The following is a 21322-nucleotide window of genomic DNA, read 5'->3' as shown; positions in this document are numbered from 1 at the left end:
CGCCGGGTCCTGACGCGGCACCAGGTGGCGGGCCGTCAGCTGCTCAGCGCACCAGCTCGGGCGCGCGGTCCTGCTCCAGGCCGTGGGCCCGGTCCTGGTCCTCGACCGGCTGCGGCTGGGCGGGTGCCTTGCGGGGCAGTGCGAACATCAGCACGAAGACCGCGGTGAGGGTGCCGACCAGCCACCAGAGCGCGTGGCCGAAGGCGTGGTTGAAGACCGCGCCGACCGCCTCGCCCGGCCCGGCCGCGTCCACCACCGTGAAGAAGGCCACCGAGACCAGTGCCAGGCCGAGCGCGTTGCCCAGCTGCTGGGTGGTGTTGATCAGCCCGGAGGCCGAGCCGGCGTGCTCGCGCGGCACCTCGGCCAGCACCGCCTCGGTCAGCGGCGCCACGATCAGGCCCATCCCCGCGCCCATCACCACCAGCGGCAGTGCCATCTGCCAGGAGTGGATGCCGACCCCGTACCGGCCCGACTCCCACAGGTAGAGCAGCACGCCCAGCGCCATCACCAGCGCCCCTGCCTGCAGCACCCGGCGGCCGAACCGCGGGACCAGCTGCTGCACCGACAGGCCGGCCGCGACGGAGACCGCCAGGGAGAACGGAATGCCCGTCAGCCCCGCGTGCAGCGGGCTCCAGCCCAGGCCCAGCTGCATGTAGAGGGTCCAGATCAGGAAGAAGATCCCGCAGGTCAGGCCGAAGACCAGCTGCACCCCGATGCCCGCCGCGAAGCTGCGGACCCGGAACAGCGAGAGCTCGACCAGCGGCGAGCCGTCCTTGCGCGCCTTGAACCGCTCGTACCGGACGAACAGCGCCAGCACCGGCAGGCTCAGCCCCATCGTGACGAAGCCCCAGGCCGGCCAGCCGTCCTCGCGGCCCCGGGTCAGCGGGTAGAGCAGCATCAGCAGGCCGAGCGCCAGCAGCGCCATGCCGCCCAGGTCCAGCCGCAGGCTGCGCTCGGCCCGCGACTCGTCGATGAAGCGGCGGCCGAGCAGCAGGCCGACCAGCCCCACCGGCAGGTTGATCAGGAAGATCGGCCGCCACTGCAGGCCGGCCAGGTCCCACTGGGTGAGCAGCGCGCCCAGCAGCGGACCGCTCACCGCGCCGAGCCCGACCACGGCACCGAACATGCCGAAGACCTTGCCGCGCTCGTGCGCGGGGAAGGAGCTGTGGATGATCGCCAGCACCTGGGGGACCATCAGCGCCGCGGTGCCGCCCTGCAGCAGCCGGGTGGCCACCAGCATGGCCGGCCCGCCGGCCAGGCCGCAGAGCGCGGAGGCCACGGTGAAGCCGCCGATGCCGAGCAGGAAGATCCGCTTGCGGCCATGGATGTCGCCCAGCCGCCCACCCGTGATCAGGCCGATCGCGAAGGCCAGCGCGTACCCGGCGGTGACCCACTGGACCGAGCTGAAGGTGGCGTGCAGGTCGCGCTGGATGCTGGGGACCGCGACGTTGACGATGGTGACGTCCACGAGGTCCATGAAGGACGCGGTCATCACGATCGCGAGTGCGATCCAGCGGCGCCGGTCGGCGCTCGCGGGACTGGTGGTCATGGTCGTTGGCCCTCTCCGCCGATGTCGATGGCACGACGGTAGGCGGCATGTAGGTCAGTTCCGGTCCTAGTTGTCCGCCATGCTGTCCCCATGGATCCCGACGCCCCCGGCGCGCCTGCCGCTCTCGCCGCGCCCGCCACCCCCGGCCGATGAGCACCGACACCCCCGCCCGGCTGTTGAGCCTGCTCTCGCTGTTGCAGACCCCGCGCGAATGGCCCGGCAGCGAACTGGCCGAGCGCCTCGGGGTGACCACCCGCACCATCCGCCGCGACATCGACCGGCTGCGCGAGCTCGGCTACCCCGTGCAGGCCAGCATGGGTGCGGTCGGCGGTTACCGGCTGGCCGCCGGCAAGGCGATGCCGCCGCTGCTGCTCGAGGACGAGGAGGCGGTGGCGATCGCGGTCGGCCTGCGCTCGGCCGCGGTCAGCGCCGTCAGCGGGATCGAGGAGGCCGCGGTGCGGGCCCTGGCCAAACTGGAGCAGGTGCTGCCGTCCAGGCTGCGCCGCCGGGTCGCCACCCTGGGAGCGGCCACCGTGCCGCTGCTCGGTGCCGGGCCGGTGGTGGACGCCGAACTGCTGGTGGTGCTGGCCGGGGCGGTCGCCGCGGGGGAGCGGCTGCGGTTCGACTACCAGGCCGGCGACGGCGCCCGCAGCCGCCGGCTGGTGGAGCCGCACCGGCTGGTCGCCACCGGGCGGCGCTGGTACCTGGTCGCCTTCGACAACGACCGCGAGGACTGGCGGATCTTCCGGGTCGACCGGGTCGCCGAACCGCGGCCGACCGGGGTGCGGGTGGAGCCGCGCCGCCCGCCCGCCGCGGACGCCGCCGCCTACGTCTCGCGGAGCCTGCGGCTGCACGCCGAGGCCCGGCAGGCCGTCGCGGTGCTGGAACTGCCTGCTGCGGAGGCGGTTCGGCGGTTCGGCGGAACGCCGGTACGGGTGGAGGAGTTGGACGAGCACCGCTGCCGGGTGCACACCAGCGGGGACACGCTGGAGTGGCTGGCCGTCCGGCTGCTCGCGCTGGGCTGCGAGTTCCGGGTCGAGGAGCCGGCCGAGCTGGTGGCGCACCTGCGGGAGCTGGGCGGGCGGATCGGCCGGGCGGCCGGGGGGTGAGGGCGGGGTCAGGTGGTGACCGAGGCGGACTCGGGCACCGGGTGAGGCGGAGTCAGGTGCTGACTGTGGTTCAGTCAGGTGCTGACTGTGGTGCAGCCACCTGCTGACCGGGGTTCAGCCGTCCGGCGGAAAGGCGTGCGGTGAGACAGGGTGCGGGGGTCCCGTCCTGAGTTATCGTCTGATCGTCTGATCGGTGCCGGAGAGAGGACAGCCGTGCGGCGAGTCCTGCGTGACCCCGGACCGCTGTGGCGCCCGCTGGACCGGGCCCGCAGCCGGGCCCGGCTGCTGCTGATCTGCGGCCTGCTGCTCGTGCTGGCTGCCGGTGCCGTGCAGGCCGCGCACGGGGTGGCCACCGCGCCGGCCCGCGCCAGGGCGCAGGCGGAGCGGCTGCACCGCGTCGACGCCTCGGTGCTGGGGGCGGCCGGCTCGGACGCTCCCGCGGTCGCCGGCCGGCTCCGGGCGGGCGAACAGGTGCGGGCCGCCTGGACGTACCCCGCCGGCCACCCCGTGACGGGCCGGTTCGCGCTGACCGGGGATGCCGCGCCAGGGCAGTCGGTGCCGATCTGGGTCACCGACCGCGGCGACCTGGCCGACCCCCCACCGTCCGCGGCCGGGCTGGCGCTGCTGGCCGTCGCCGCCGCGGCCGTCTGCCTGCTCGCGTTCGGCCTGCTGGTCTACCTGCTCTACCTGTTGCGCTGTCGGAGCCTGGACCACCGCGCCCAGCGGCAGTGGGCCGCCGACTGGGCGCGAGTGGAGCCGCACTGGTCCGGCCGGGTGGACGGACGGCCCGGGAGCCCGGCAGCCTGACGGGCTGACGGGTGCGTGTCGCTCAGCGCAGCGGGGGCTGCTCGGTGCGCAGGTGACGGCCCAGCAGGTCCAGCGACTCGACCATGGCACCCGCCTGATCGGCCGACAGGGCCGCGCCGATCAGGCGGTCGCTCTCCCGGGTGTGCGCCGCGGCGGCAGCCAGCAGCACCCCGCGGCCGTGCTCGGTGAGCGAGACCAGTTGGACCCGGCGGTCCGCCGCGGACGGGGCCCGGGTGACCAGGCCCGCCTCCACCATCCGGTCGACCAGCCGGGTGGCCCCGCCGCTGGTCAGCAGCGCCCCGCCGGAGAGCCGGCTCATCGGGGCGCCGGCCGGTTCGGCGGCGACCATCAGCAGCACCTCGAACATCGAGTGGCTGATCCCCGTCTCCCGCTGGATCGCCGCGCCGAGCAGCCGCTCCAGCATGGCGGAGGTGTTGAACAGCACGCCGGCCGCCCGGATCCGCGGGTCGGCCAGCACCTGGTCGACCCGGTCGACCGGATCCCGGTTGTCGGCCATGGTCAGTAACCGCAGGTGAAGCGCTCGCCCAGGTGCTGCGGGTGCTCGATCTCGTCCACCAGGGCCACGGCGTAGTCCGGGACGGAGATGGTGCTGGTCCCGTCGGCCGCCGCCACCAGGTCGTCGGTGGCGGTGCGGTACCGGCCGGTGCGCTCGCCCGGCTCGATCAGGGCGGCCGGGCTCAGGCTGGTCCAGGTCACGTCGGTAACGGTGCGCAGGTAGTCCAGCGCGTCGCCGTGCGCGTGCATGATCTGCAGCAGCCAGTCGGGCAGCCCCGGGGCGTCCCACACCTGGCCGCCGTCCGGGGTGCGCAGCGAACCCGCGCCGCCGACCACGATCAGTCGCGGTGCCTGCTCGCCGAGCTCGCGCAGCCCCGCCACCAGGGACTCGGCGGACGGCGCGATGGTGGCCTGGTGCCCCGGGCCGTCGCCCCCGCCCACCGCGCTGACCAGCACGTCCTGCCCGGCGGCGGCAGCGGCCACCTCGGCCGGGTCCAGCACGTCGCCCTTGACGACGGTGAGCGCCGGGTGGGTGATGGTGACCTTGGCCGGGTCGCGGACCACGGCGGTGACCTGGTGCCCGCGCGCCAGCGCCTCCTGCACGACCTGGCTGCCGATGCTGCCGGCGGCACCGAAAACGGCGATCTTGGACATGGCGTCCTCCGTAGAGATACAGATGCGAACTGTTATCTGAGGGAACAGTACCTGACTGCACAGGTATTCCCGAGCGCCGCCCGGGTTCAGGACGCCGGCAGGAAACCGCGGACCGTGGCGACCGTGTCCGCCTCGGCGGGGGTCTTGTCCGCGCGGTAGCGCAGCACCCGGGCGAACCGCAGCGTCACCCCGGCCGGGTAGCGGGTGGAGCGCTGGACGCCGTCGAAGGCGATCTCCACCACGAGCTCCGGCCGCACCTCGACCCCCCAGGGCGGCCGGGCGACGGCCAGCTCCTGGAGCCGTTCGGTCTGCCAGGCGAGCAGTGCGTCGGTCAGGCCCTTGAAGGTCTTGCCGAGCATCGCGAAGCCGCCGTCCTCCTGGCGGGCGCCCAGATGGAGGTTGGACAGCCGTCCGGCCCGCCGTCCGTGTCCCCACTCGGCCGCCAGCACCACCAGGTCCAGCGTGTGCACCGGCTTCACCTTCAGCCACCCCGCGCCGCGCCGCCCGGCCGTGTAGCCGGCGTCCAGGGCCTTGACCACCACGCCCTCCTGGCCGCGGGCCAGTGCCTGCTCGGCGAACTCGGCCGCCGCCGCCCGCTCGGCCGGCGCGCTCGGATCGGACACCGTCAGCCGGCGCACCCGCAGCTCCTCGGGGACCAGCTCGGCCAGCCGGGCCTGCCGCTCGGCGGTGGGCGCGGCCAGCAGGTCGCGGCCCTGGAGCGCGAGCAGGTCGAAGAAGACCGGGGTGAGGGGCAGCGCCTCGGTGGCGCCCGGCACGTCCAGGCTGGAGCCGACCCGCCCCGCGGTCTGCTGGAACGGCCTGGTCCGCCCGTCCGGTCCGAGCGCGACCACCTCGCCGTCCAGCACCGCCTGGTCCGCCGGCAGCGCCCGGGCGGCCGCCACCACCTCGGGCAGCCGGGCGGTGATCTCTTCCAGCGTGCGGGTGTAGACCCGCACCCGGTCGCCGTCCCGGTGCACCTGGATCCGCACGCCGTCCAGCTTCTCGTCCACCAGGCAGGGCCCGAGGCGGTCAAGGGCCTCGGCGACCGACCCGGCGGTCTGCGCCAGCATCGGCAGCACCGGGCGGCCGACGGTCAGGGTGAACAGCTCCAGGGCCTGCGGACCTTCGGCGAGCAGCGCCCGGGCCACCGCGCCGAGGCTGCCGCCGAGCATCACCGCGCGGCGAACCGCCGCCGGATCGGCCCCGCCCGCCGCGGCCAGGGCGTCCACCGCGACCGCGTCGAGCGCGCCTTGGCGGACCTCGCCGCCGATCAGCCGGATCAGGAACTCCTGCTCGACGGGGGTGGCGGCGGCCAGCAGATCGGCGAGACGGCGGCGCCGCTCCGCCTGGGCTCCCGCGCCGCGGACGGCGGCCAGCTCGGTGAGCGCGTGGTCCACCTGAGGCACCGTCAGGGTGGCGGTCGTGGCCGGGGGGACGGGGTCGGCGAAGCTGCTCCAGCCGACGCCGATCCGGCCCTGCGGGAGGCGGCCGGCCAGGTAGGTGGTCACCACCGGCAGCTCGGCCGGGTCGGTGGCCCGGAACAGCTCGGCGAGCAGGGCGGTCTTGCGCGAGCGCGCGGTGGTGGCGGCGACCTCCTGCGAGGTCCGGGCGAGGTCGGCCAGCAGCATGCACCCATGCTCACCCGGCACCCGGGGACGGGGCGAGTCGGGAGCCGGGTCCGGCGGCGGATGGTGGACTCGCCAGGGTGTCGGGGTCGCGGGCGGGGCCCGGGTGTCGGAGGGATCCGGTCGCGGGCGAGGGTCCGATTGTCGGTGTCGCGCGGCAGACTGGAGCCATGTGCCGAAGCATCAAGACGCTGCGTCCGCCCGTCCAGCCCGAGGTGACGGAGGAGGACATCCACGCGGCCGCCCTGCAGTACGTCCGCAAGGTCTCCGGCTTCCGGGCCCCGGCCGCGCACAACCGCGAGGTGTTCGAGCAGGCGGTGGCCGCGGTGGCGGAGGCCACCGCGGAGCTGCTGGCCGGCCTGCGGGTCCGGGGCGCGAGCACGGGCTGACCGCGAGGCAGCGGTAGCTGTTCGTGACGGCAGGGCGTGCGGGTGGCGGGCCTGCCGCCGAAGGGCCCGCGGCGGTGCTGCCGCGGGCCCCGTAGTGGTGTCGGTCAGCGGTGTCGGTCAGCGCTTGGCGCTGCGGCGGCGGGTGAGCACCACCGCGCCCGCGCCCAGGCCGAGCAGGACGACGCCCGCGCCGGCCGTCACGGCCAGCGCGCTGCCGTCGGTGCCGGTGCTGGCCAGGTTGGTCGGCGTGCCGGAGACCGGCTTGACCTCGGGCTTGCCGCTGGGCACGTCGGTGCCGGGGGCCGGGGCCACCGGGGTGGCAGTGCCGCTCGGGGTCGACGGGCTCGGGGAGGCCGACTTGCTCGGGCTCGCCGAGGGCGTCGGGCTGCCGGTGGCCGGCGTGGTGCTGCTCGGGGTCGGCGTCGGGCTGGGCGCCTGGGTCGAGCTGCTGGGGCTCGGGGTGGACGACGGAGTGCCGGACGGGCAGGCCTTGCCGCCGTTCCACCAGGCGATCTTGTCGTCACCGATCACGGCGTTCGGGTAGTGCGGGGCCTTGTCGCCCGCGTACTTCTCGCTGCCGTTGTACAGGTCGACCTGTCCGAAGCACTCCGGCAGTCGTCCGCCGAGGTCCAGCAGCAGCTGCGGCTTCTGCTGGGTGAGCAGGCCGGTCGCGAAGCCGACCAGGGTCTGCTTGCCCGAGGTCTTCCAGGTGGCGCCCTCGGTGGAGTAGGCGGCCAGCGAGACCGGGTACTCGCACCCGCGGGCGACCTCCCCGTCCAGCTTGACGACGACCTGGCCGGCCGGGCCGCCCAGGTCGTCCGACTTGGTGAAGTGGGTGCCGCCGTCGGTCGAGTAGCTGATCCCGGCGGTCTCGCAGTGGCCGCTGTCGTGGGCGGCGGCCGGACCTGCCGTCAGCATCGGGGCGGCCGCGGCTATGCCGAGCGCCGCAAGGGCCGGAAGGATCCGGCGCAGGGGTTGGTGGTGCACGTGGACTTGCTCCCTAGGACGTAGGTGCACGAAGTGTTCCGTGCGCGCCCGCGGCCCGGACCGTGGGGTCCGGGCCGCGGTTCTCGCGTCATGAGAGCGGTGACGATATCCGATGGTGAACGGGGGCTCTCCGGAGGGTGGCTGCTGGGGGTCGAGGTCAGCAGTTTGAGTGCGATCAACTCGGCGGATTGTCAGCTCGGCAGCTGGTCGGCGCAGCTTGTCGGCGCGTCAGCTCATCAGCTCCGGGTCGATCCGCGGCTCGGGCTCGGTCCGGCGGCCGAGCAGTCCGAGCAGGCGGGTCTGCGGGTCGGCGTCCGGCGCGGTGGGCACCGCCGGGGCGAAGTAGCCGGTGCCGGCCAGTTGGTCCGCGTACGGGGTGACCTCGTGCAGCGCGAAGTCCACCAGTTCCGGTGCCAGGTGGGCGTCCTGGGCGGTGGCGCGGGCCAGGTCCCAGGTGTGCACGGTCAGGTCCACGGTCAGCTCGGAGCAGTACTCCAGCGCCGAGCGGTCGCCGTAGGAGAGGTGGACGGTCAGCTCAAGTGCGTACGGCCCGGTCAGCGCGGTCCGGGCGGCCGCCGCGGCCGCCGTCCAGGCGGCGACCGGGTCGCCGCCCAGCCGGTCGCCGTCGAAGCGGCTGCCCACCTCCGCGATGGTGGCCCCCAGGAGCAGCTCGGGGACCCAGAGCTGTTCGACGGTCAGGTGGTTCACCAGCTCGCGCACCGACCAGCCCTCGCACGGGGTCGGCGCCGACCACTGGTTCGCCGCCACCCCCGCCACCCGGCGGCCGAACGAGGCCATCGCCTCCGCGTGCAGGAGCAGCAGCTCTTCCGGGGACGGCCGGGCGGCCGGCCCCCTCGCCGTGGGATCGGTCATCCGGACCGCCTCAGCCCGCGCTCTCGGTCGGGGTGGCCTCGACCCGGGCGGCGGTCTCGCGGGCCCGGGCGCCCGAGCGGGTGCGGCCGGCCGTGACCAGGCGGTCCGGGAAGCGCCGCAGGTACTCGGCCTCCAGCGCGGCGGTGCGCTCGCTGTGGTGGCGCAGCGCGTCGTCCGAGCCGTAGAGGAAGGTCTCGTGCCGGGTGCGGTGCAGCTGTTCCAGTTCGTGCAGCAGTCGGTCGTCGAGCAGGCGGGTGGCGGCCACGCCTTCGGGCGTGCCGTCGGTGGTGGCGGTCGGTGGCATCGCGGTTGCCTCCTTGGTCGGTGGTGCCCTGTCGGTGAGGGGGTGGTTGGTGCGGTCAGCGGTGGTGCGGTCAGCGCGGGGTTCGCCCCGCTGCGGTCAGGCGGCGCCTGGGACGGCTGGGCCGCCCTGGTGCTGGTCGGCGTCCGGGTGGGGGGCGGCCTCGGGGAGGTGGCGGGGGGCCGTCTCGCGCACCGCCAGAACGTGGGTGCCGATCTGCTGCAGGTCCCGGCGGCTCAGCGTGGCCCGCAGCAGGGGGAACCACTCGCGCTCCTCGCGCTCCATCTGGCGCAGCGCGGCGGTCAGCATCGCCTCCACGCTCTGGCCGAAGCCGGGGTCCTCCGGGCTGCGCTCGGCCACCTCCTCGCAGAGCCGATCCACCGCCGTGTGGTCCTGGTAGCCCTGCACGGCCGGGTGGGCCGGGTCCTTCAGCAGGCTGACGACCTCCGGGTAGAGCACCTCGTCGACCAGGTACGAGTGGACGGTCAGGTCGTGGACGATGTGCTGCGCCAGCTCGCCGCGCGCGGCCAGTTCGGCGGGGGGCGTGGTGCGGTACGCCTTGAAGAGCCGCAGCAGCTCCTTGTGCTCCTGCTTCAGCAGCACGATCGCGTCGCTGGACATCCGCACTCACCTTCTCGGCCTCGGGTGTCCCCTGACTCGATGGTGCCAAATCCCTCGCCCCGACGGACGGGCGCGCGCGGCCGTTGGAGTGACGGCGCCGGTGGGATGGCTGTGGTGGCGGCGCCGTCGAGGGGGCGGCGGGGGTGGTGCCGGTGCTGGTCACGGCAGCGGTATGCGGCCGCGCAGGATCTCGTGCCAGAGGCGGCGCAGGCGGGTCGGGGCGGCGTCCGGGTCCTGGGCCGGTTCACGGCCGGTGGCGAGCGCGGCCGCCTCGGCCACCCGGTCGCGGCTGCGGCGCCACTGGTCGAATCTTCGTGCCAGCCGCGGGTCCTCTGCGATCAGCCTGGCCTCGATCCGACGGCTCTCCCGAGCTTCGTGCCGTGAGAGGAGCATGATCCTCACCTGCCGTTCCTCGGTAGCGCGGAGGCGGTCGGCCGTCGGCTCCAGCGGTCGGCCCCTGGGGCTCGGCGCTCGGCCCCCGGACTTCAGCGGTCGGGGGAGACACCCCGGGCCAGTAGCTGGTTCAGGTCGAATCCGACCGGTTCCTCCAGTTGGCTGTAGTCACAGCTCCGTGCGGTCCGGTCGGGCCGCCAGCGCTGGAAGCGGGTGGTGTGCCGGAACCGGGTCCCTTCCATGTGATCGTACGCGACCTCGCAGACCAGCTCAGGGCGGAGCGCGACCCACTGCGCGTCCTTGCCGCCGCTCCACCGGCTGGGCGCGCCGGGCATCCGGCTCGCCTCGTGGGCGGCTTCCTCGGTCCAGGCCGCCCACGGGTGCTCGGCCGGGTCGGCGAGGCGCAGCGGCGCCAGCTCGGTGGTCAGCGCCTTGCGGCGGGCGGCGGTGAAGGAGGAGCAGACTCCCACGTGCTGCAGGGTCCCCCCGTCGTCGTACAGGCCGAGCAGCAGCGAGCCGACACCCTGGCCGTCCTTGTGCTCGCGGTAGCCGGCCACCACGCAGTCGGCCGTGCGCCCGTGCTTGATCTTGAACATCGCGCGCACGCCCGGACGGTAGGGCTGGTCCAGCGGCTTGGCCACGATCCCGTCCAGGCCGGCTCCCTCGAAGGCGGTGAACCACTCCTGGGCCAGCGCCCGGTCCCGGGTGGCCGGGGCGGTGAAGACCCGGGGGCCGGCCCCCGCCAGAGCCGCCACCAGGGCGGGTCGGCGCTCCGCGAGGGGGACCTCCATCAGCGACCGGTCACCCAGCGCGAGCAGGTCGAAGGCGACGAAGGTGGCCGGGTTCTCGGTCGCGAGTCTGCGCACCCGGGAGTCGGCCGGGTGGATCCGCTCCTGGAGCTCCTCGAAGTGCAGCCGCCCGTCATGGGCGAGCACGATCTCGCCGTCCAGTACGCAGCGCTCGGGGAGCTCGGCGCGGAAGGCGTCCAGCAGCTCGGGGAAGTAGCGGGCCAGCGACTTGCCGGTGCGGCTGGCCACCTCCACCGCCTCGCCGTCGCGGAACACGAGGGCGCGGAAGCCGTCCCACTTGGCCTCGTAGTGCAGGCCGTCCGGGATCTCGGTGACCGCCTTGGCCAGCATCGGTTCGACCGGGGGCAGCACGGGAAGGTCCATACCCCTGATGGTGCGTCACCCGCCCGCCCGCCGCACGGCGTGCCGTTCGGAGCCGCATTCGGCGCGCCTGATGCCGTTGGTCTCGCTGGTGCCTCTGGTGTGCCTGGTGGGGCTGCTCGGCCGCACGGCGTGCCGGTTGCTGGTGGCGGCCCTAGCGTGGTGGGCATGGGCGAAGCGGTGGAGCTGGAGGTCGGCGGGCGCACGGTGCGGCTGAGCAATCCGGGCAAGGTGTACTACCCCGGCCCCGGCCACACCAAGCTCGACGTGGCGCAGTACTACGTGGCGGTGGCCGACGCGGCGCTCGGCGCGTTGCGTGACCGGCCCACCACGCTGCAGCGGTTCCCGGACGGGGTCGAGGGCGAGTTCTTCTACCAGAAGCGGGCACCGAAGAACACGCCCGACTGGTTGCCCACCGCCCGGATCGCCTTCCCCAGCGGCCGTTTCGCCGACGAGATCTGCCCGACCGAACCGGCCGCCGTGCTCTGGGCCGCCAACCTGGGCTGCCTGACCTTCCACCCGTGGCCGGTCCGACGGGCCGACACCGACCGCCCCGACGAGCTGCGCCTCGACCTGGACCCGCAACCCGGCACCGACTTCCACGACGCGGTGCGGGCCGCCCACCAACTGCGCGAACTGCTCGGAGAGCACGGGCTGCGCGGTTGGCCCAAGACCTCCGGCGGCCGCGGCCTGCACGTTTTCGTGCCGGTGCGCCCCGAGTGGACCTTCCAGGAGGTGCGGCGCTGCGCGATCGCGCTCGGCCGCGAGCTGGAACGGCGGATGCCCGAGCACGTGACCATCGCCTGGTGGAAGGAGGAGCGCGGGCAGAAGCTCTTTGTCGACTACAACCAGATGGCCCGGGACCGCACCATCGCCTCCGCCTACTCGCTGCGGGCCTGGCCCGAGGCCACCGTCTCCACCCCGTTGCGCTGGGAGGAGCTGGACGACGCGGAGCCGGGTGACTTCACCCTGCGGACGGTCCCCGGTCGGCTCGCGGAGCACGGTGATCCGTGGGCGGAGCTGGCGGAGCACTCGTTCGGTCTGGAATCGGTGCTGGAGCTGTCGGAGCGTCAGGAACGGGACGAGGGGCTCGGCGAGCTGCCGTACCCCCCGGATCACCCGAAGATGCCCGGCGAGCCCGCCAGGGTGCAGCCGAGCCGGGCGAAGCAGAAGTAGCAGAAGTAGCTGGGGTTGAGGACGAGGGGGTGGAGGCCGAGCGGGTTGAGGGGCTCGGGGTGGAAGCCGCCAGGGCGGGGGTGGAGGTTGGCGGAGCGGGGGTTCGGGGCCGCTGCTGGTTGTACAGTCCGGCGCCGATCGCGACCACGGTGACCAGCAGGGCGGTCCACGGGACCACGTCGCCGAGGCGGTCGTACCAGGTGCGCCAGCTCGGGGCGGGCAGTGCGAGCCGGACGGTGAGTGGGCCGCGTTGGTCGGTGCCGAGCCGGGCCAGTTCGCGCCCCTGCGGATCGAAGGCCACCGACACTCCGGTCAGCGCGCCCTGGACCACCGGCCGCCCGGTCTCGGCCGCCCGGACCGCTGCCAGCGAGGCGTGCTGGCTGGGCGCCCAGGTGTCCTGGAAGGTGGAGGTGGACGACTGGTACACCAGCAGCTGGGCGCCCTGCAGCACGGCGGTGCGGGACAGGTCGGGGAAGGCGGACTCGAAGCAGATCAGCACCCCGGTGGGCACCGGGCGCCCACTGCGGTCCGGGGGCTGGAAGAGGTGGAACTCTTGCCCCGGGGTGCGGTTCTCGTCGGCAGCCTTGCTGATCCCGGTCAGCCAGCCGAGGGCGGAGCGGAACGGGATGTACTCGCCGAACGGGACCAGCCGCATCTTGGCGTAGCGGGCCTCGATGCCGCGCTGGTCGATCAGCACGGCGTCCTTGGAGATGTGGCCGTCGGCCTTGCGGGCGTCCTCGTTGACCAGCAGCTCGGTGCCGCCGGTGGCCGCCAGCGCGCGCAGCCTGGCCAGCGTGGTGGCATCCCGGGTGAGGTCGGTCGTGACGCTGGACTCGCCCCAGACCACCAGCTCCGGGGCCGGCCCCGGAGAGCGGAACAACTCGGTGGTCAGGGCGGCGGAGGCATCGAGCCGCGCAGTGCTGTCCGGGACCGGGCCGGGCTGGATCAGCGCCACGGTGAGGGTGCGGGCCGACGGCGGACCCGGCGTGAGCGCGAAGACCACCGGCCCCGCCAGCAGCACGGCCGCGGCCGCCCAGCAGGCGCCGGCTCGCAGCGCGGTGCGATCGGCCACCAGGACGATCAGCACGGCCGTGTTGACCGCCACCACCGCGGCGCTGACCAGCCAGATCCCGCCGACCGAGGCGAGCGCGAGGACGGTGGGGTGGCGCCACTGGGTGGCGCCGAGCAGTGCCCACGGCCCGCCGAGCGCCTGCCAGGAGCGGGCGAACTCGGTGAGCACCCAGACGGAGGGGACCACGAGCAGCGCCGCCAGGGCGCGGCGCGCCGTCAACGGGGGCCGCAGGAGCAGCCAGACCGCCAGCCCGACCGCGCCCTGCAGCGAGCCGAAGAGCACCGCGATCAGCAGCAACCCCGGTCCGACGGTGGGCAGCAGCCAGTACATCGCGGCCAGCACGAACCCGGCGCCGAACCACCAGCCGCGGACCACCGCCTCGCGCGCTCGCGGGGCTCGCCGGAAGAGCAGCAGCCCTGGGACCAGGGCCACCCAGGCGAGCCATTCGAGGTCGGTGGCAGGGAAGGCCAGCACCGGCAGCATGCCCGCGGCGAGCGAGCCGTAGCGGGCGGGTCGGGTGAGTGCGGGACCGAGCGGCATGCCCTGATTGTCCGCTTCCGGGGCTGCCGCCACCATGAGGCCGAGCGGGTGGATTCGGCGTGTCGCGAGCTGTTCGGCATCCGGACGGCTGGTGGACGGTTAACGGACGGCAGCCGTCCTGATGCTGTTTCAGTGGCAGGCGCTTAGCCTGCGGGTGGGGTCGGGTGCGCGGATCGGTCCGCAGATCGGTCCGCCGTCGGGTCCGCCGGTTCGGTCGGCCTGGGGCGGTTCGGCCTGGTCGGCCCGGTCGGCCTGGTCGGGACGGTCTGGGGCCGGCTCGTGTCGGTGGGGTAGGCCTGGGTCGGGCCAGGGCGGGTAGGGACGGCCTGGGACGGGTCCGTGTGGGATGCGTCCGGTCGGTGGAACGTGATGAGTGGTCGAACGTGACAAGTGGAGGACTGGCGATGGCGGACGCTGAGCACACGATGGTGTTCATCACCTTCGACGGGAAGCAGCCGGCGCTCGACGCCTTCGGCGAGGCGAAGGCCGTGCACGGGGTGCAGCAGGCCGCGGTGCTGGTCCGGACGGCCGAGGGGCTGCTGGACACGCCGGAGAGCTGGGTGCGTGGCGCGGGCACCCCGACGGTGGCGACCGGAATCGTGGGTGGGTTGCTCGGGCTCTTCGGCGGCCCGATCGGCGTGCTGCTGGGCTGGACCGCCGGGACCGTGCTGGGTGGAGCAGCCGAGCTGAAGCGCTTCCAGACCGGAGCCGAGGGGCTGCTGGTCTTCAGCAAGGACCTGACCGAGGGCCACGCGATGCTGATCGTCGAGGCCCACGAGACCGATCCGGCACTGCTCGACATGGTCGCCGAGCAACACGGCGGCCGGGTGGCCCGCCGCCCCGCCGCAGAGGTCGAGGCCGAGGTGAAGGCCGCCGAGACGGCGGCGGAGGAGGCCGCGCGAGCGGAGCGGGGGGAGCTGTAAGGGGTGGAGGCGAGCTGTGCGGGGAGGATTCGGCGTCCCATTGTGAAGGAGTACTGACCGCGTGAGACTCATCAGCGACCCTGCGGGCGGTGAAGTGGATCTCACAGCATCGGCGGACGAACTGAACCGTTTGGTGAGCAGGGTGGCCGAGGGCGAGGGGTTCCTTGACTCCTCGCCCTCACCGGGTACCGACGCACTGGCGGGGATCGAGGTGAGGAAGACCGCTGGTCCTGGTGTCCTCGTCGATCTGGATCCCGAGCGACGGTTCCTCGTGATCAGTGGTGACCCGGCCAGCAGGGAGGTGCTTGCGGACAACCTGCGCGGCATGGCCTCCGCCGAGGATGGTGGTCATCTCCACATCGACTACTTCCCCGGGCACTTCTACCTTGCTGAAGGATCTCTGCCGCTGGTGGTCAACAGCCCGCACGGAGGTATGCCGACCCGCTGAGCGAGCCGCTGGTTGCCGCGGTCGACGGTCGCTCGGGTCCATGGCGGCTGGAGTCGATGGCAGGGCCGCTGGTCGTCGGCGACCAGCGGCGCTCAGGTCGCCTCGTGGGTCGCGCGGTCGACATCGAGAGCGGTCAATCGAGAGCGCTTACTCGTCGCGACTTTCCGGGGTGAAGGCATCGCGGCGGGCGAGGGTCACCGACAGAGGCAGGCCCAGCTGCTTGGCCGCGCGTCGTCGGATGCGCAGCTGCGCTCGGGTCCGGGGTCGGTACGAGGGGACCCGCGAGCAGCCGCAGCCGGGGCGGTGATCGTAAGTCAGGCCCTCCGCGAGCACGGCGGCGACGACGGACCACGCCTTCGTGTCGCGTCGCCGGGGTGCGGCGAAGTCGTAGCCGGCGAGGGCGAGCGGCTGACGACAGCCCGGACAGATGTGCCTCCGGATCGGCCACGTACTGCCCTTGAAGGAGAGCCGACACGGCACGCACACGTAGTGCCGGAAGGCGCCGTTGAACGCGTGGTAGCACATGGTCCGACAGGCTACGCGCAGTCTGCTGGGCGGCCCAAGCGGATTCGCGGTGGCGCACGAGGGAGCCGGAATGTGGATGAGCGCATCGCGGGCCGCTCTGTCGGGTGAAGGTATGTGCCGGCGAAGTTCCGGGCTGGTGGATCTCGCTGAGTGGCCGTTACCGGGCGAGGCGCGCGGCCAGCACCGCCACGTCGTCCTCGCCGTGGCCCGCGGCCAGGCCGGTCAGGGCGGTGTCGATCAGGTGTTCCAGTGGGGCTGTCGGGTCGAGGGGCAGGTTGCGCAGGGTGGTGAGGGAGTCCTCGATGTCGGTGCCGCGGCGCTCGATCAGGCCATCGGTGTAGAGCAGGAGGGTGGCTCCCGGGCCGAAGGGCAGCGTCAGTTGCTGGTAGCCGCCGACCCCGGCGCCGAGGGGAGGGCCGATCGGCAGGTCGACCAGTTGGGCGGTGCCGTCATCTGTCAGGTGGAGGGGCGGGAGGTGGCCGGCGGTGGCGAAGGTGGTGTGCAGCTTGACCGGGTCCACCAAGGCCAGGACGCAGGTGGCCACCCGCTCCGGGGTCAGCGCGTCCAGGATCCGTTCGGCCTCGTTGAGGATCCCGGCCGGGGAGCGGCGCTGCAACGCCAGCGCCCGGACCAGCGAGCGGTACTCGCTCATGGCGGCCGCCGCGTCGAGCCCGTGGCCCATCACGTCGCCGACGACCAGCAGGGTGTGGCCGCCAGGCAGTGCCACGGTGTCGTACCAGTCGCCGCCGACCTCGGCGGTGGCACCCGCCGGCAGGTAGCGCAGGGCGCACTCGATGTTCGGATGGGGCGTCATGGGCTCGGCCAGCAGGGCGCGTTGCAGGGCGAGGGCTGACTCGTGCTCATGGGCGTAGCGCTGGGCGTTGCTGATGCCGGAGCCGGCGCGATCGGCGAGTTCGGAGATCAACTCGACCTCGTCGGCAGTGAACTCCGGGGAGGAGCCGGCCCGCCCGAGCGAGACCACCCCGATGGGCGCACCGCCCGCGGTGAGCGGGACGAAGACGGCCGAGTGGAGGCCGAGCCTGCGGTACCAGGTGAGCCGGTGGGAGGTGGTGGCCAGCCGACGCACCTCCTCGTCGGTGGGGTGGCTGAAAACGATCGGGGCTTGCCCGGTCACACAACTCGCCAGGGCCGATCCGGGCTGCGGGTGCAGGAGGGCGCCAGCTGCCCCGAAGTACCGGCCGGCCCCGACCAGTTCGGGGGTGGTGCTGAGCGAGAGCCGACGCATCGTCAGGCCGCCGTTGTCGTGGGGGGTGGGCTCCAGCACGTCGACTGCGGCGGCGTCGGCGAGCCTGGGGACGAGAAGTCGGGTGAGTTCCTGGGCGGCCTGCTCCGCGTCCAGGGTGGTGGTGATCCGGGTGGCGGCCTCGTCCAGCAGGGCGAGTCTGGTGCGGGCCCCGTCCAGGGCCTGGCGGATCCGGCGGTCCTCGGTGATCTCCAGGATCACTGCGACCAGGCCGAGCGGCTCGGCGTTCGGCCCTTCGGGCGAGCGCGGGTCGTCCAGTCGGTGGTAGGCGTTGTGCCACCAGCGGGACTCGGTGGCTGGATCGGAGGCGGTAGTGCCCTCGACCGTGTGCAGCCGGGGTACGCCGTCGGCCAGGACCGCGCGCAGGGCCTCCTCGGCGGCGGCCACGTCGATCCCGGGGACCACCTCGGCGATCTGGCGGCCGATGTGCTGCTCGGCGCTGACTCCGTTCATCGCGGCGAGGGTGCTGTTGACGTAGCGGTAGCGCAGCTGGGTGTCGAGTACGGCGACGCCGACGGTGGCCCGGTCGAGTATCTGGCGCAGCAGCCGGTAGTCGGTGAGCAACAGGTCGAGCAGGGCCGGATCCGGGGCCGGGGTGAGCGTGTCGGCGAGTTTCTGGGCGGCGGTGTGGCTGAGCACGGTGAGCGGCGCGGCAGCGGAAGCTGTGGGGCTCGGGGATTCCGGGGAGCGTGGCTGATCCGGGGCCATGATCCCTCCGCTGCTGGTGTCGGTCGCGGGTCCGTGGTGGTCGGGCGCTGGGTGCGGGAGGTCCGGGGTCTGGGAGCTGGGGTGGGCCGTGAGTGGACCTCGGACCGATCATCCCACCCGATGGCGGGTGCCGCTGGGGGTGGAGCCGGGCGGCGGCAGGAGTCCGCGAGGAGGAGCACGCAGTGCGGGACGGGGCGGTGTGGCGGCCTCGGGCACGAGCGTGCTTGGGCCCCGACTGCCCCGTTGCCGTGATGCGCGGGAGGGCGGGAGCACACTGGGAGGTGGGTTGAGAGAGGTGATGAGTGATGTGGGTCCACCATCATCACTGGACTGGCATGGGCGTAGGAGGCTGGGGGTTCGGGCTCCTCGTGACCGGGGTGTTGATCTTGTTGGTGCTGCTCGGGCTGCTGTTGACAACAATGCGTCGGGGATCGGCGGCGCATTGGACGCGGCCGGGACCTGGGCCGGCTGCTTGGGGTGGCAGCGGGGGCGTTAGTGGGGACGGGAACAGGAGTAGCGGCGGGGTGGGAGACGGGGCGGAGCGCATTCTCGGGGAGCGGTTCGCGCGCGGGGAGATCGACGAGGAGGAGTATCAGCGCAGGCTGCGCGTCCTGCGGGGCGGACCCGCAGGTGCCGGGTGAGGTCAGCCGGCGGAGAGGTGGCGCGGCAGGATCTCGATCCGGGTCGGGTCGAAGACGCTGCGGCTGGTGGACGAGGCGGCGATCCGGATCGTCGCGAAGAGGTGGCGGAAGACCGCGGCCCGGCGGGCCGGGCTGAGCCGGGACCAGGCGAAGCGGGCACCGGGGCCGGTCTGGACGCCGTCGAGCGCGTCAGGGCTGTCAGGATCGGGCGGCGTGGGCAAGGCTTCGAGGATGGCTATTGCGCGGTCGGTGACATGGGCCTCCAGGGATTCGGCACCGATGTGACGGGAGCAGTGGGCGGATTCGAGGCTGCTGTTCGAGGTGCAGGCGTAGGTGGGGTAGCTGCCGACCATGGAGCCCACCATGTGGCGTTCGCAGCGGGTGCAGCGCAGTAGCGAGGTGAGCGGGTACTCGCGGCGGGCTCGGCGGCCGACCGCCTGGTCGCGGTTGCGGGTGGCTCGTAGGGCTTGGGCGGCCTCCCATACGGCGATGGTGACGCAGGCTTGCCATTCGGCGACCACGTACTCACCGGTGGAGGTGCGGGCCACCTCCCCGTCGAGCACTCGCAGGCCGGCGTAGCGAGGGGCTTCGAGGATTCGGCCGACACCGCTGACGGTCCACTTGTTGCCGTAGGCGGTCTGGATCTCACGGTTGTTCAGGTCGACGGCGAGCGCACGCAGGGACTCGCCGTCGAGGTAGCGGGTGAAGAGTTCACGGACCACGGCTGCTTCTTCCGGCACCAGGGCAGCCAGCCCTGCCGTGTAGCCGTAGCGGCGCAGGCCGCCACCGTGGGTGCGTCCGTTCGCCGCGGCTTTGCGGTGGGCGCGCTTGGCTCGGTCGGAGGCCTCCTCCGCGGTGCGGCAGCTGTCCTGTGCGGAGTGGAGCAGCTCGCCGCGGACTGCCGGATCGTTGAGGTCCTTGGGGTGGCCGTGCAGCAGGACCTGGTGGTCGGTCGCGAGAGTGAGGAGCTGGGCGAACGCGTGGTGGTAGTGCGCGAGTTGCTCGGCCTGGGGGACCAGGAGGTGGCGGAACTCCCCGGCGCGCAGGGCGGCGAGCATGGCGGACCAGGCGGCGGGTGTGGTGGTCGGCCGCCCGGCACCCGCGGCCGGGGGGAGCTGGGGAGGGCGAGGGTCGGTGAAGACGTGCCGCGGGGCCAGGCTGAGGCCGAGGGTGGCGGCCTGGGTGCGGGCGTGCTTCTCCTGGAGGGCGAGCAGCCAGCGTGGATCCGCCGAGGGCGCGCCGGCGGTGGCGGCCGGCCGGGCCGCTTCTGGGTCCGGCCAGCAGTAGACCGCGGCGCGTTGGGAGTTGTCGCTGCTGCTGCGCGGAACGGGCACGTCCTGGTCCTCGGGTCTGGGCAGTGCGCGCGCAGCAACGGGACCCGGCTGGACCGGCTGTGGCGGCGCAAGGAGGACTGGCCCTCGCGTGCAGGCAAGGGCAGCCTAAGAAAGGCTAGCCTAGCCTCATTTGAAGCCGGAAGGGAGGGAGGAGAAGGCTCGGAGACGTGGCAGGCGAGGTTGGTGTTGTCCATGGCGCAAAGGATGACCGGCGGGAGCTGATGTCGCCTCAATCCGGGGGTGGAGAGGCGGGTGGAGACGGAGCTCCACTCCAGGGGGGAGAGCAGCGGGCCCGAGAGTCCACCCGGGGGTTGATGGGGATTCAGGTGAGAATGTGCACACTGGGACCCGGACGCACCAGGAAGCCATGGTGCGAGTTGTTGGAGGCGAGCGTGGTGGTCTGGGCGGAGCCCGCTCCACCGCCGCAGAGACCAGCACACTGAGCCGTTCCCCATTCCCCGGCGCCATACTGCCGAACCCGATGAACACCGGGGGCCGACCGGCCCGCAGGAAATCCACCAGTTCGGCCGGGGGTTGCCAGCCGTCCGGCCGCGCGGGCCACCAGTAGCCCGCCACTTCGACCCGGGACGGCGTACCAACAACGGGCTGAAGCCTTGAAAGACCGGCCGGATGTCTCCACCGACGCCGAGGGCGCGCCGGCCGGCAGCCCGAGGCAGGAGGGTGGGGGCCTACTTGGATTCGACTCGTCCTACCGGGTCGGGGCCGGTCGTCAGTGCCTCGTACGTGGTCTGCCACGTGGGGGTGCCGGGGTGAAGCTGGGTGTGGAGGTAGGCCGCGGTCAGCCGGGCGAGGGCGGCGACTCGCTCGGGGTTCTCGTCGGTGGTCTCGGCGGCGTCGTATCCGGCGATCCCGCCGAGTCCGTGCTCCGCGTCGAACAGGGTGAGCAGGGTCTTGGGGCCGGGGGCGAGGGTGTAGGGGTCGGCGTGCCAGTCCGGCCCCATGTCAGTGAAGTGCGGGGAGTCGTCCTTGTCGCCGGCGACGACCAGTGCGGGCGCGGTCATGGTGGAGAAGTCGACGGCCCCGATGATCGGCCACTGCTTGGCCATGGGCCCGTTCAGGACCTCGCCTCCTCTGCCGGGCGCGGCGAGCAGGACGCCCGCCTTGATCCGGGGGTCGACGAGGTGCACCAGGTTCCCGGTGTCCGGGTCGTTGAGTCCGGCGCCCAGGAGGAGGGCGGCGGTGAAGCCGCCGAGCGAGTGTCCGACGAGGGCGATCTTGGTGGGGGCGATTCGTCCGGCAAGCTGCGGCACGGTGCGCTCGATCAGGTCGAGCCGGTCGAGGATGTGGGTCATGTCCTCGGCGCGGGAGCGCCAGAAGTCGGGTGCGCCGGGTGCGTCGGCGACCAGGTGACTCAGTGTGCGGGAGGTGAGGTGGGTGGGCTGGATGACGACGAAGCCGTGGGCGGCCCAGAAGTTGGCGAGCGGCGCGTAGCCGTTCAGCGAGGAGAGGTTGTTCGAGGGGCCGTGACCGTGGGAGAGGAGGATGACGGGGAGATCGGTCCCGGTCGCGGGTGCGGAGACGCGCAGTTGGAGGTCCACGGGACGTCCGGGCACGGAGAGGACCACGGGGCTGAAGGACAGGACCGGGACAGGCGCGCCCAAGGTGTCGGCACTGGGGGCGGTGGAGGTGCTCACGATGTGGATTCCCTTCGGTGGCACCCGCCGTCCGCCGGCTTCT

Annotated in this window: 21 protein-coding genes and 1 pseudogene; 7 read left to right on the top strand and 15 right to left on the bottom strand. The window is 73.3% G+C overall.

Annotated elements, in window-relative coordinates:
* Window positions 1-43: 43 nt before the first annotated feature.
* Window positions 44-1549 carry an MFS transporter gene (locus C7C46_RS23475; protein WP_110671879.1) on the bottom strand — a complete coding sequence of 502 codons (1506 nt, stop codon included), beginning with the start codon at window positions 1547-1549 and terminating at the stop codon, window positions 44-46.
* Between the two features lie 149 nt (window positions 1550-1698).
* Here C7C46_RS23475 and C7C46_RS23470 point away from each other — a divergent pair, with 149 nt between their 5' ends.
* On the top strand, window positions 1699-2658 hold the full coding sequence (locus C7C46_RS23470) for a helix-turn-helix transcriptional regulator (RefSeq protein WP_110671878.1): 960 nt from the start codon (window positions 1699-1701) through the stop codon (window positions 2656-2658).
* A gap of 213 nt (window positions 2659-2871) precedes the next feature.
* A complete protein-coding gene (locus C7C46_RS23465) occupies window positions 2872-3465 on the top strand; it encodes an Rv1733c family protein (protein ID WP_110671877.1) in 594 nt (197 codons plus the stop codon).
* Between the two features lie 22 nt (window positions 3466-3487).
* On the opposite strand, the gene C7C46_RS23460 is transcribed toward C7C46_RS23465, so the two are convergent.
* From C7C46_RS23460 to C7C46_RS23450, 3 genes are all read right to left on the bottom strand, one after another.
* Window positions 3488-3982, bottom strand: a complete 495-nt coding sequence (locus C7C46_RS23460; protein ID WP_110671876.1) for a MarR family winged helix-turn-helix transcriptional regulator — start codon at window positions 3980-3982, stop codon at window positions 3488-3490.
* A gap of 2 nt (window positions 3983-3984) precedes the next feature.
* Window positions 3985-4635, bottom strand: coding sequence for an NAD(P)-dependent oxidoreductase (locus tag C7C46_RS23455; RefSeq protein ID WP_110671875.1), 651 nt, complete (start codon window positions 4633-4635; stop codon window positions 3985-3987).
* Between the two features lie 86 nt (window positions 4636-4721).
* Window positions 4722-6263 (bottom strand): ATP-dependent DNA ligase, encoded by a 1542-nt coding sequence (locus tag C7C46_RS23450; protein ID WP_110671874.1) that lies wholly within the window; start codon window positions 6261-6263, stop codon window positions 4722-4724.
* Between the two features lie 167 nt (window positions 6264-6430).
* On the opposite strand from C7C46_RS23450, the gene C7C46_RS23445 reads away from it, so the two are divergent.
* Entirely contained in the window at window positions 6431-6649 is a 219-nt protein-coding gene (locus C7C46_RS23445) for a DUF2277 domain-containing protein (RefSeq protein ID WP_110671873.1), read from the top strand.
* Window positions 6650-6766: 117 nt separating this feature from the next.
* On the opposite strand, the gene C7C46_RS23440 is transcribed toward C7C46_RS23445, so the two are convergent.
* The 6 genes from C7C46_RS23440 to C7C46_RS23415 all read right to left on the bottom strand — a co-directional run bounded on the left by C7C46_RS23440 (window position 6767) and on the right by C7C46_RS23415 (window position 10996).
* Entirely contained in the window at window positions 6767-7636 is an 870-nt protein-coding gene (locus C7C46_RS23440; RefSeq protein ID WP_110671872.1) for an LPXTG cell wall anchor domain-containing protein, read from the bottom strand.
* Window positions 7637-7864: 228 nt separating this feature from the next.
* A complete protein-coding gene (locus tag C7C46_RS23435) occupies window positions 7865-8509 on the bottom strand; it encodes a TIGR03086 family metal-binding protein (protein ID WP_181442483.1) in 645 nt (214 codons plus the stop codon).
* A 10-nt stretch (window positions 8510-8519) separates the two neighbouring features.
* A complete protein-coding gene (locus tag C7C46_RS23430) occupies window positions 8520-8813 on the bottom strand; it encodes a DUF6158 family protein (RefSeq protein WP_110671871.1) in 294 nt (97 codons plus the stop codon).
* A gap of 96 nt (window positions 8814-8909) precedes the next feature.
* Complete coding sequence (locus tag C7C46_RS23425) at window positions 8910-9431, bottom strand: hemerythrin domain-containing protein (RefSeq protein WP_110671870.1); 522 nt, start codon at window positions 9429-9431, stop codon at window positions 8910-8912.
* Between the two features lie 159 nt (window positions 9432-9590).
* Entirely contained in the window at window positions 9591-9824 is a 234-nt protein-coding gene (locus tag C7C46_RS23420; protein WP_146259185.1) for a DUF3040 domain-containing protein, read from the bottom strand.
* Window positions 9825-9916: 92 nt separating this feature from the next.
* Window positions 9917-10996 (bottom strand): ATP-dependent DNA ligase, encoded by a 1080-nt coding sequence (locus tag C7C46_RS23415; RefSeq protein WP_110671868.1) that lies wholly within the window; start codon window positions 10994-10996, stop codon window positions 9917-9919.
* A 165-nt stretch (window positions 10997-11161) separates the two neighbouring features.
* Here C7C46_RS23415 and ligD point away from each other — a divergent pair, with 165 nt between their 5' ends.
* On the top strand, window positions 11162-12169 hold the full coding sequence (ligD, locus tag C7C46_RS23410) for a non-homologous end-joining DNA ligase (RefSeq protein WP_181442482.1): 1008 nt from the start codon (window positions 11162-11164) through the stop codon (window positions 12167-12169).
* A gap of 232 nt (window positions 12170-12401) precedes the next feature.
* Here ligD and lnt read toward each other — a convergent pair.
* A pseudogene (lnt, locus tag C7C46_RS23405) lies at window positions 12402-13724 on the bottom strand (apolipoprotein N-acyltransferase); the annotation flags it as partial.
* Window positions 13725-14185: 461 nt separating this feature from the next.
* Between lnt and C7C46_RS23400 the strand changes: the two are divergent.
* Complete coding sequence (locus tag C7C46_RS23400) at window positions 14186-14704, top strand: histidine kinase (RefSeq protein WP_110671867.1); 519 nt, start codon at window positions 14186-14188, stop codon at window positions 14702-14704.
* A gap of 61 nt (window positions 14705-14765) precedes the next feature.
* Complete coding sequence (locus C7C46_RS23395) at window positions 14766-15152, top strand: Imm32 family immunity protein (RefSeq protein ID WP_110671866.1); 387 nt, start codon at window positions 14766-14768, stop codon at window positions 15150-15152.
* A gap of 147 nt (window positions 15153-15299) precedes the next feature.
* Here the strand turns inward: C7C46_RS23395 and C7C46_RS23390 are convergent, their stop codons facing one another.
* Window positions 15300-15677: a hypothetical protein gene (locus tag C7C46_RS23390; RefSeq protein ID WP_181442481.1), complete on the bottom strand. Its 378-nt coding sequence runs from the start codon at window positions 15675-15677 to the stop codon at window positions 15300-15302.
* Window positions 15678-15834: 157 nt separating this feature from the next.
* Window positions 15835-17649 (bottom strand): SpoIIE family protein phosphatase, encoded by a 1815-nt coding sequence (locus C7C46_RS23385; protein WP_110671865.1) that lies wholly within the window; start codon window positions 17647-17649, stop codon window positions 15835-15837.
* 305 nt (window positions 17650-17954) lie between these two features.
* On the opposite strand from C7C46_RS23385, the gene C7C46_RS23380 reads away from it, so the two are divergent.
* The gene (locus tag C7C46_RS23380; protein ID WP_220040682.1) at window positions 17955-18290 is read left to right on the top strand and encodes an SHOCT domain-containing protein; all 336 of its coding nucleotides are present in this window, start codon (window positions 17955-17957) and stop codon (window positions 18288-18290) included.
* Window positions 18291-18292: 2 nt separating this feature from the next.
* On the opposite strand, the gene C7C46_RS23375 is transcribed toward C7C46_RS23380, so the two are convergent.
* Together C7C46_RS23375 and C7C46_RS23365 are read right to left on the bottom strand one after the other, a co-directional pair.
* Window positions 18293-19624, bottom strand: a complete 1332-nt coding sequence (locus C7C46_RS23375; protein ID WP_110671864.1) for a recombinase family protein — start codon at window positions 19622-19624, stop codon at window positions 18293-18295.
* Between the two features lie 689 nt (window positions 19625-20313).
* Complete coding sequence (locus tag C7C46_RS23365; protein WP_110671863.1) at window positions 20314-21279, bottom strand: alpha/beta hydrolase family protein; 966 nt, start codon at window positions 21277-21279, stop codon at window positions 20314-20316.
* Between the last annotated feature and the right edge of the window lie 43 nt (window positions 21280-21322).

The sequence above is a fragment of the Streptomyces tateyamensis genome (assembly GCF_003205575.1).
In the GTDB taxonomy this organism is placed as follows: Bacteria; Actinomycetota; Actinomycetes; order Streptomycetales; family Streptomycetaceae; genus Kitasatospora; species Kitasatospora tateyamensis.
The sequence above is the reverse complement of the archived record's forward strand: the minus strand, read 5'-3'. Positions and strand labels throughout refer to the sequence as shown.

What these genes read in the sequence shown, in the direction of transcription:
- C7C46_RS23415 (WP_110671868.1), bottom strand. Translation starts at nt 10,996, where the DNA reads ATGGACCTTCCCGTGCTGCCCCCGGTCGAACCGATGCTGGCCAAGGCG.
- C7C46_RS23430 (WP_110671871.1), bottom strand. Translation starts at nt 8,813, where the DNA reads ATGCCACCGACCGCCACCACCGACGGCACGCCCGAAGGCGTGGCCGCC.
- C7C46_RS23390 (WP_181442481.1), bottom strand. Translation starts at nt 15,677, where the DNA reads ATGTGCTACCACGCGTTCAACGGCGCCTTCCGGCACTACGTGTGCGTG.
- C7C46_RS23475 (WP_110671879.1), bottom strand. Translation starts at nt 1,549, where the DNA reads ATGACCACCAGTCCCGCGAGCGCCGACCGGCGCCGCTGGATCGCACTC.
- C7C46_RS23450 (WP_110671874.1), bottom strand. Translation starts at nt 6,263, where the DNA reads ATGCTGCTGGCCGACCTCGCCCGGACCTCGCAGGAGGTCGCCGCCACC.
- C7C46_RS23460 (WP_110671876.1), bottom strand. Translation starts at nt 3,982, where the DNA reads ATGGCCGACAACCGGGATCCGGTCGACCGGGTCGACCAGGTGCTGGCC.
- C7C46_RS23425 (WP_110671870.1), bottom strand. Translation starts at nt 9,431, where the DNA reads ATGTCCAGCGACGCGATCGTGCTGCTGAAGCAGGAGCACAAGGAGCTG.
- C7C46_RS23400 (WP_110671867.1), top strand. Translation starts at nt 14,186, where the DNA reads ATGGCGGACGCTGAGCACACGATGGTGTTCATCACCTTCGACGGGAAG.
- C7C46_RS23385 (WP_110671865.1), bottom strand. Translation starts at nt 17,649, where the DNA reads ATGGCCCCGGATCAGCCACGCTCCCCGGAATCCCCGAGCCCCACAGCT.
- ligD (WP_181442482.1), top strand. Translation starts at nt 11,162, where the DNA reads ATGGGCGAAGCGGTGGAGCTGGAGGTCGGCGGGCGCACGGTGCGGCTG.
- C7C46_RS23455 (WP_110671875.1), bottom strand. Translation starts at nt 4,635, where the DNA reads ATGTCCAAGATCGCCGTTTTCGGTGCCGCCGGCAGCATCGGCAGCCAG.
- C7C46_RS23380 (WP_220040682.1), top strand. Translation starts at nt 17,955, where the DNA reads ATGTGGGTCCACCATCATCACTGGACTGGCATGGGCGTAGGAGGCTGG.
- C7C46_RS23445 (WP_110671873.1), top strand. Translation starts at nt 6,431, where the DNA reads ATGTGCCGAAGCATCAAGACGCTGCGTCCGCCCGTCCAGCCCGAGGTG.
- C7C46_RS23420 (WP_146259185.1), bottom strand. Translation starts at nt 9,824, where the DNA reads ATGCTCCTCTCACGGCACGAAGCTCGGGAGAGCCGTCGGATCGAGGCC.
- C7C46_RS23470 (WP_110671878.1), top strand. Translation starts at nt 1,699, where the DNA reads ATGAGCACCGACACCCCCGCCCGGCTGTTGAGCCTGCTCTCGCTGTTG.
- C7C46_RS23435 (WP_181442483.1), bottom strand. Translation starts at nt 8,509, where the DNA reads ATGACCGATCCCACGGCGAGGGGGCCGGCCGCCCGGCCGTCCCCGGAA.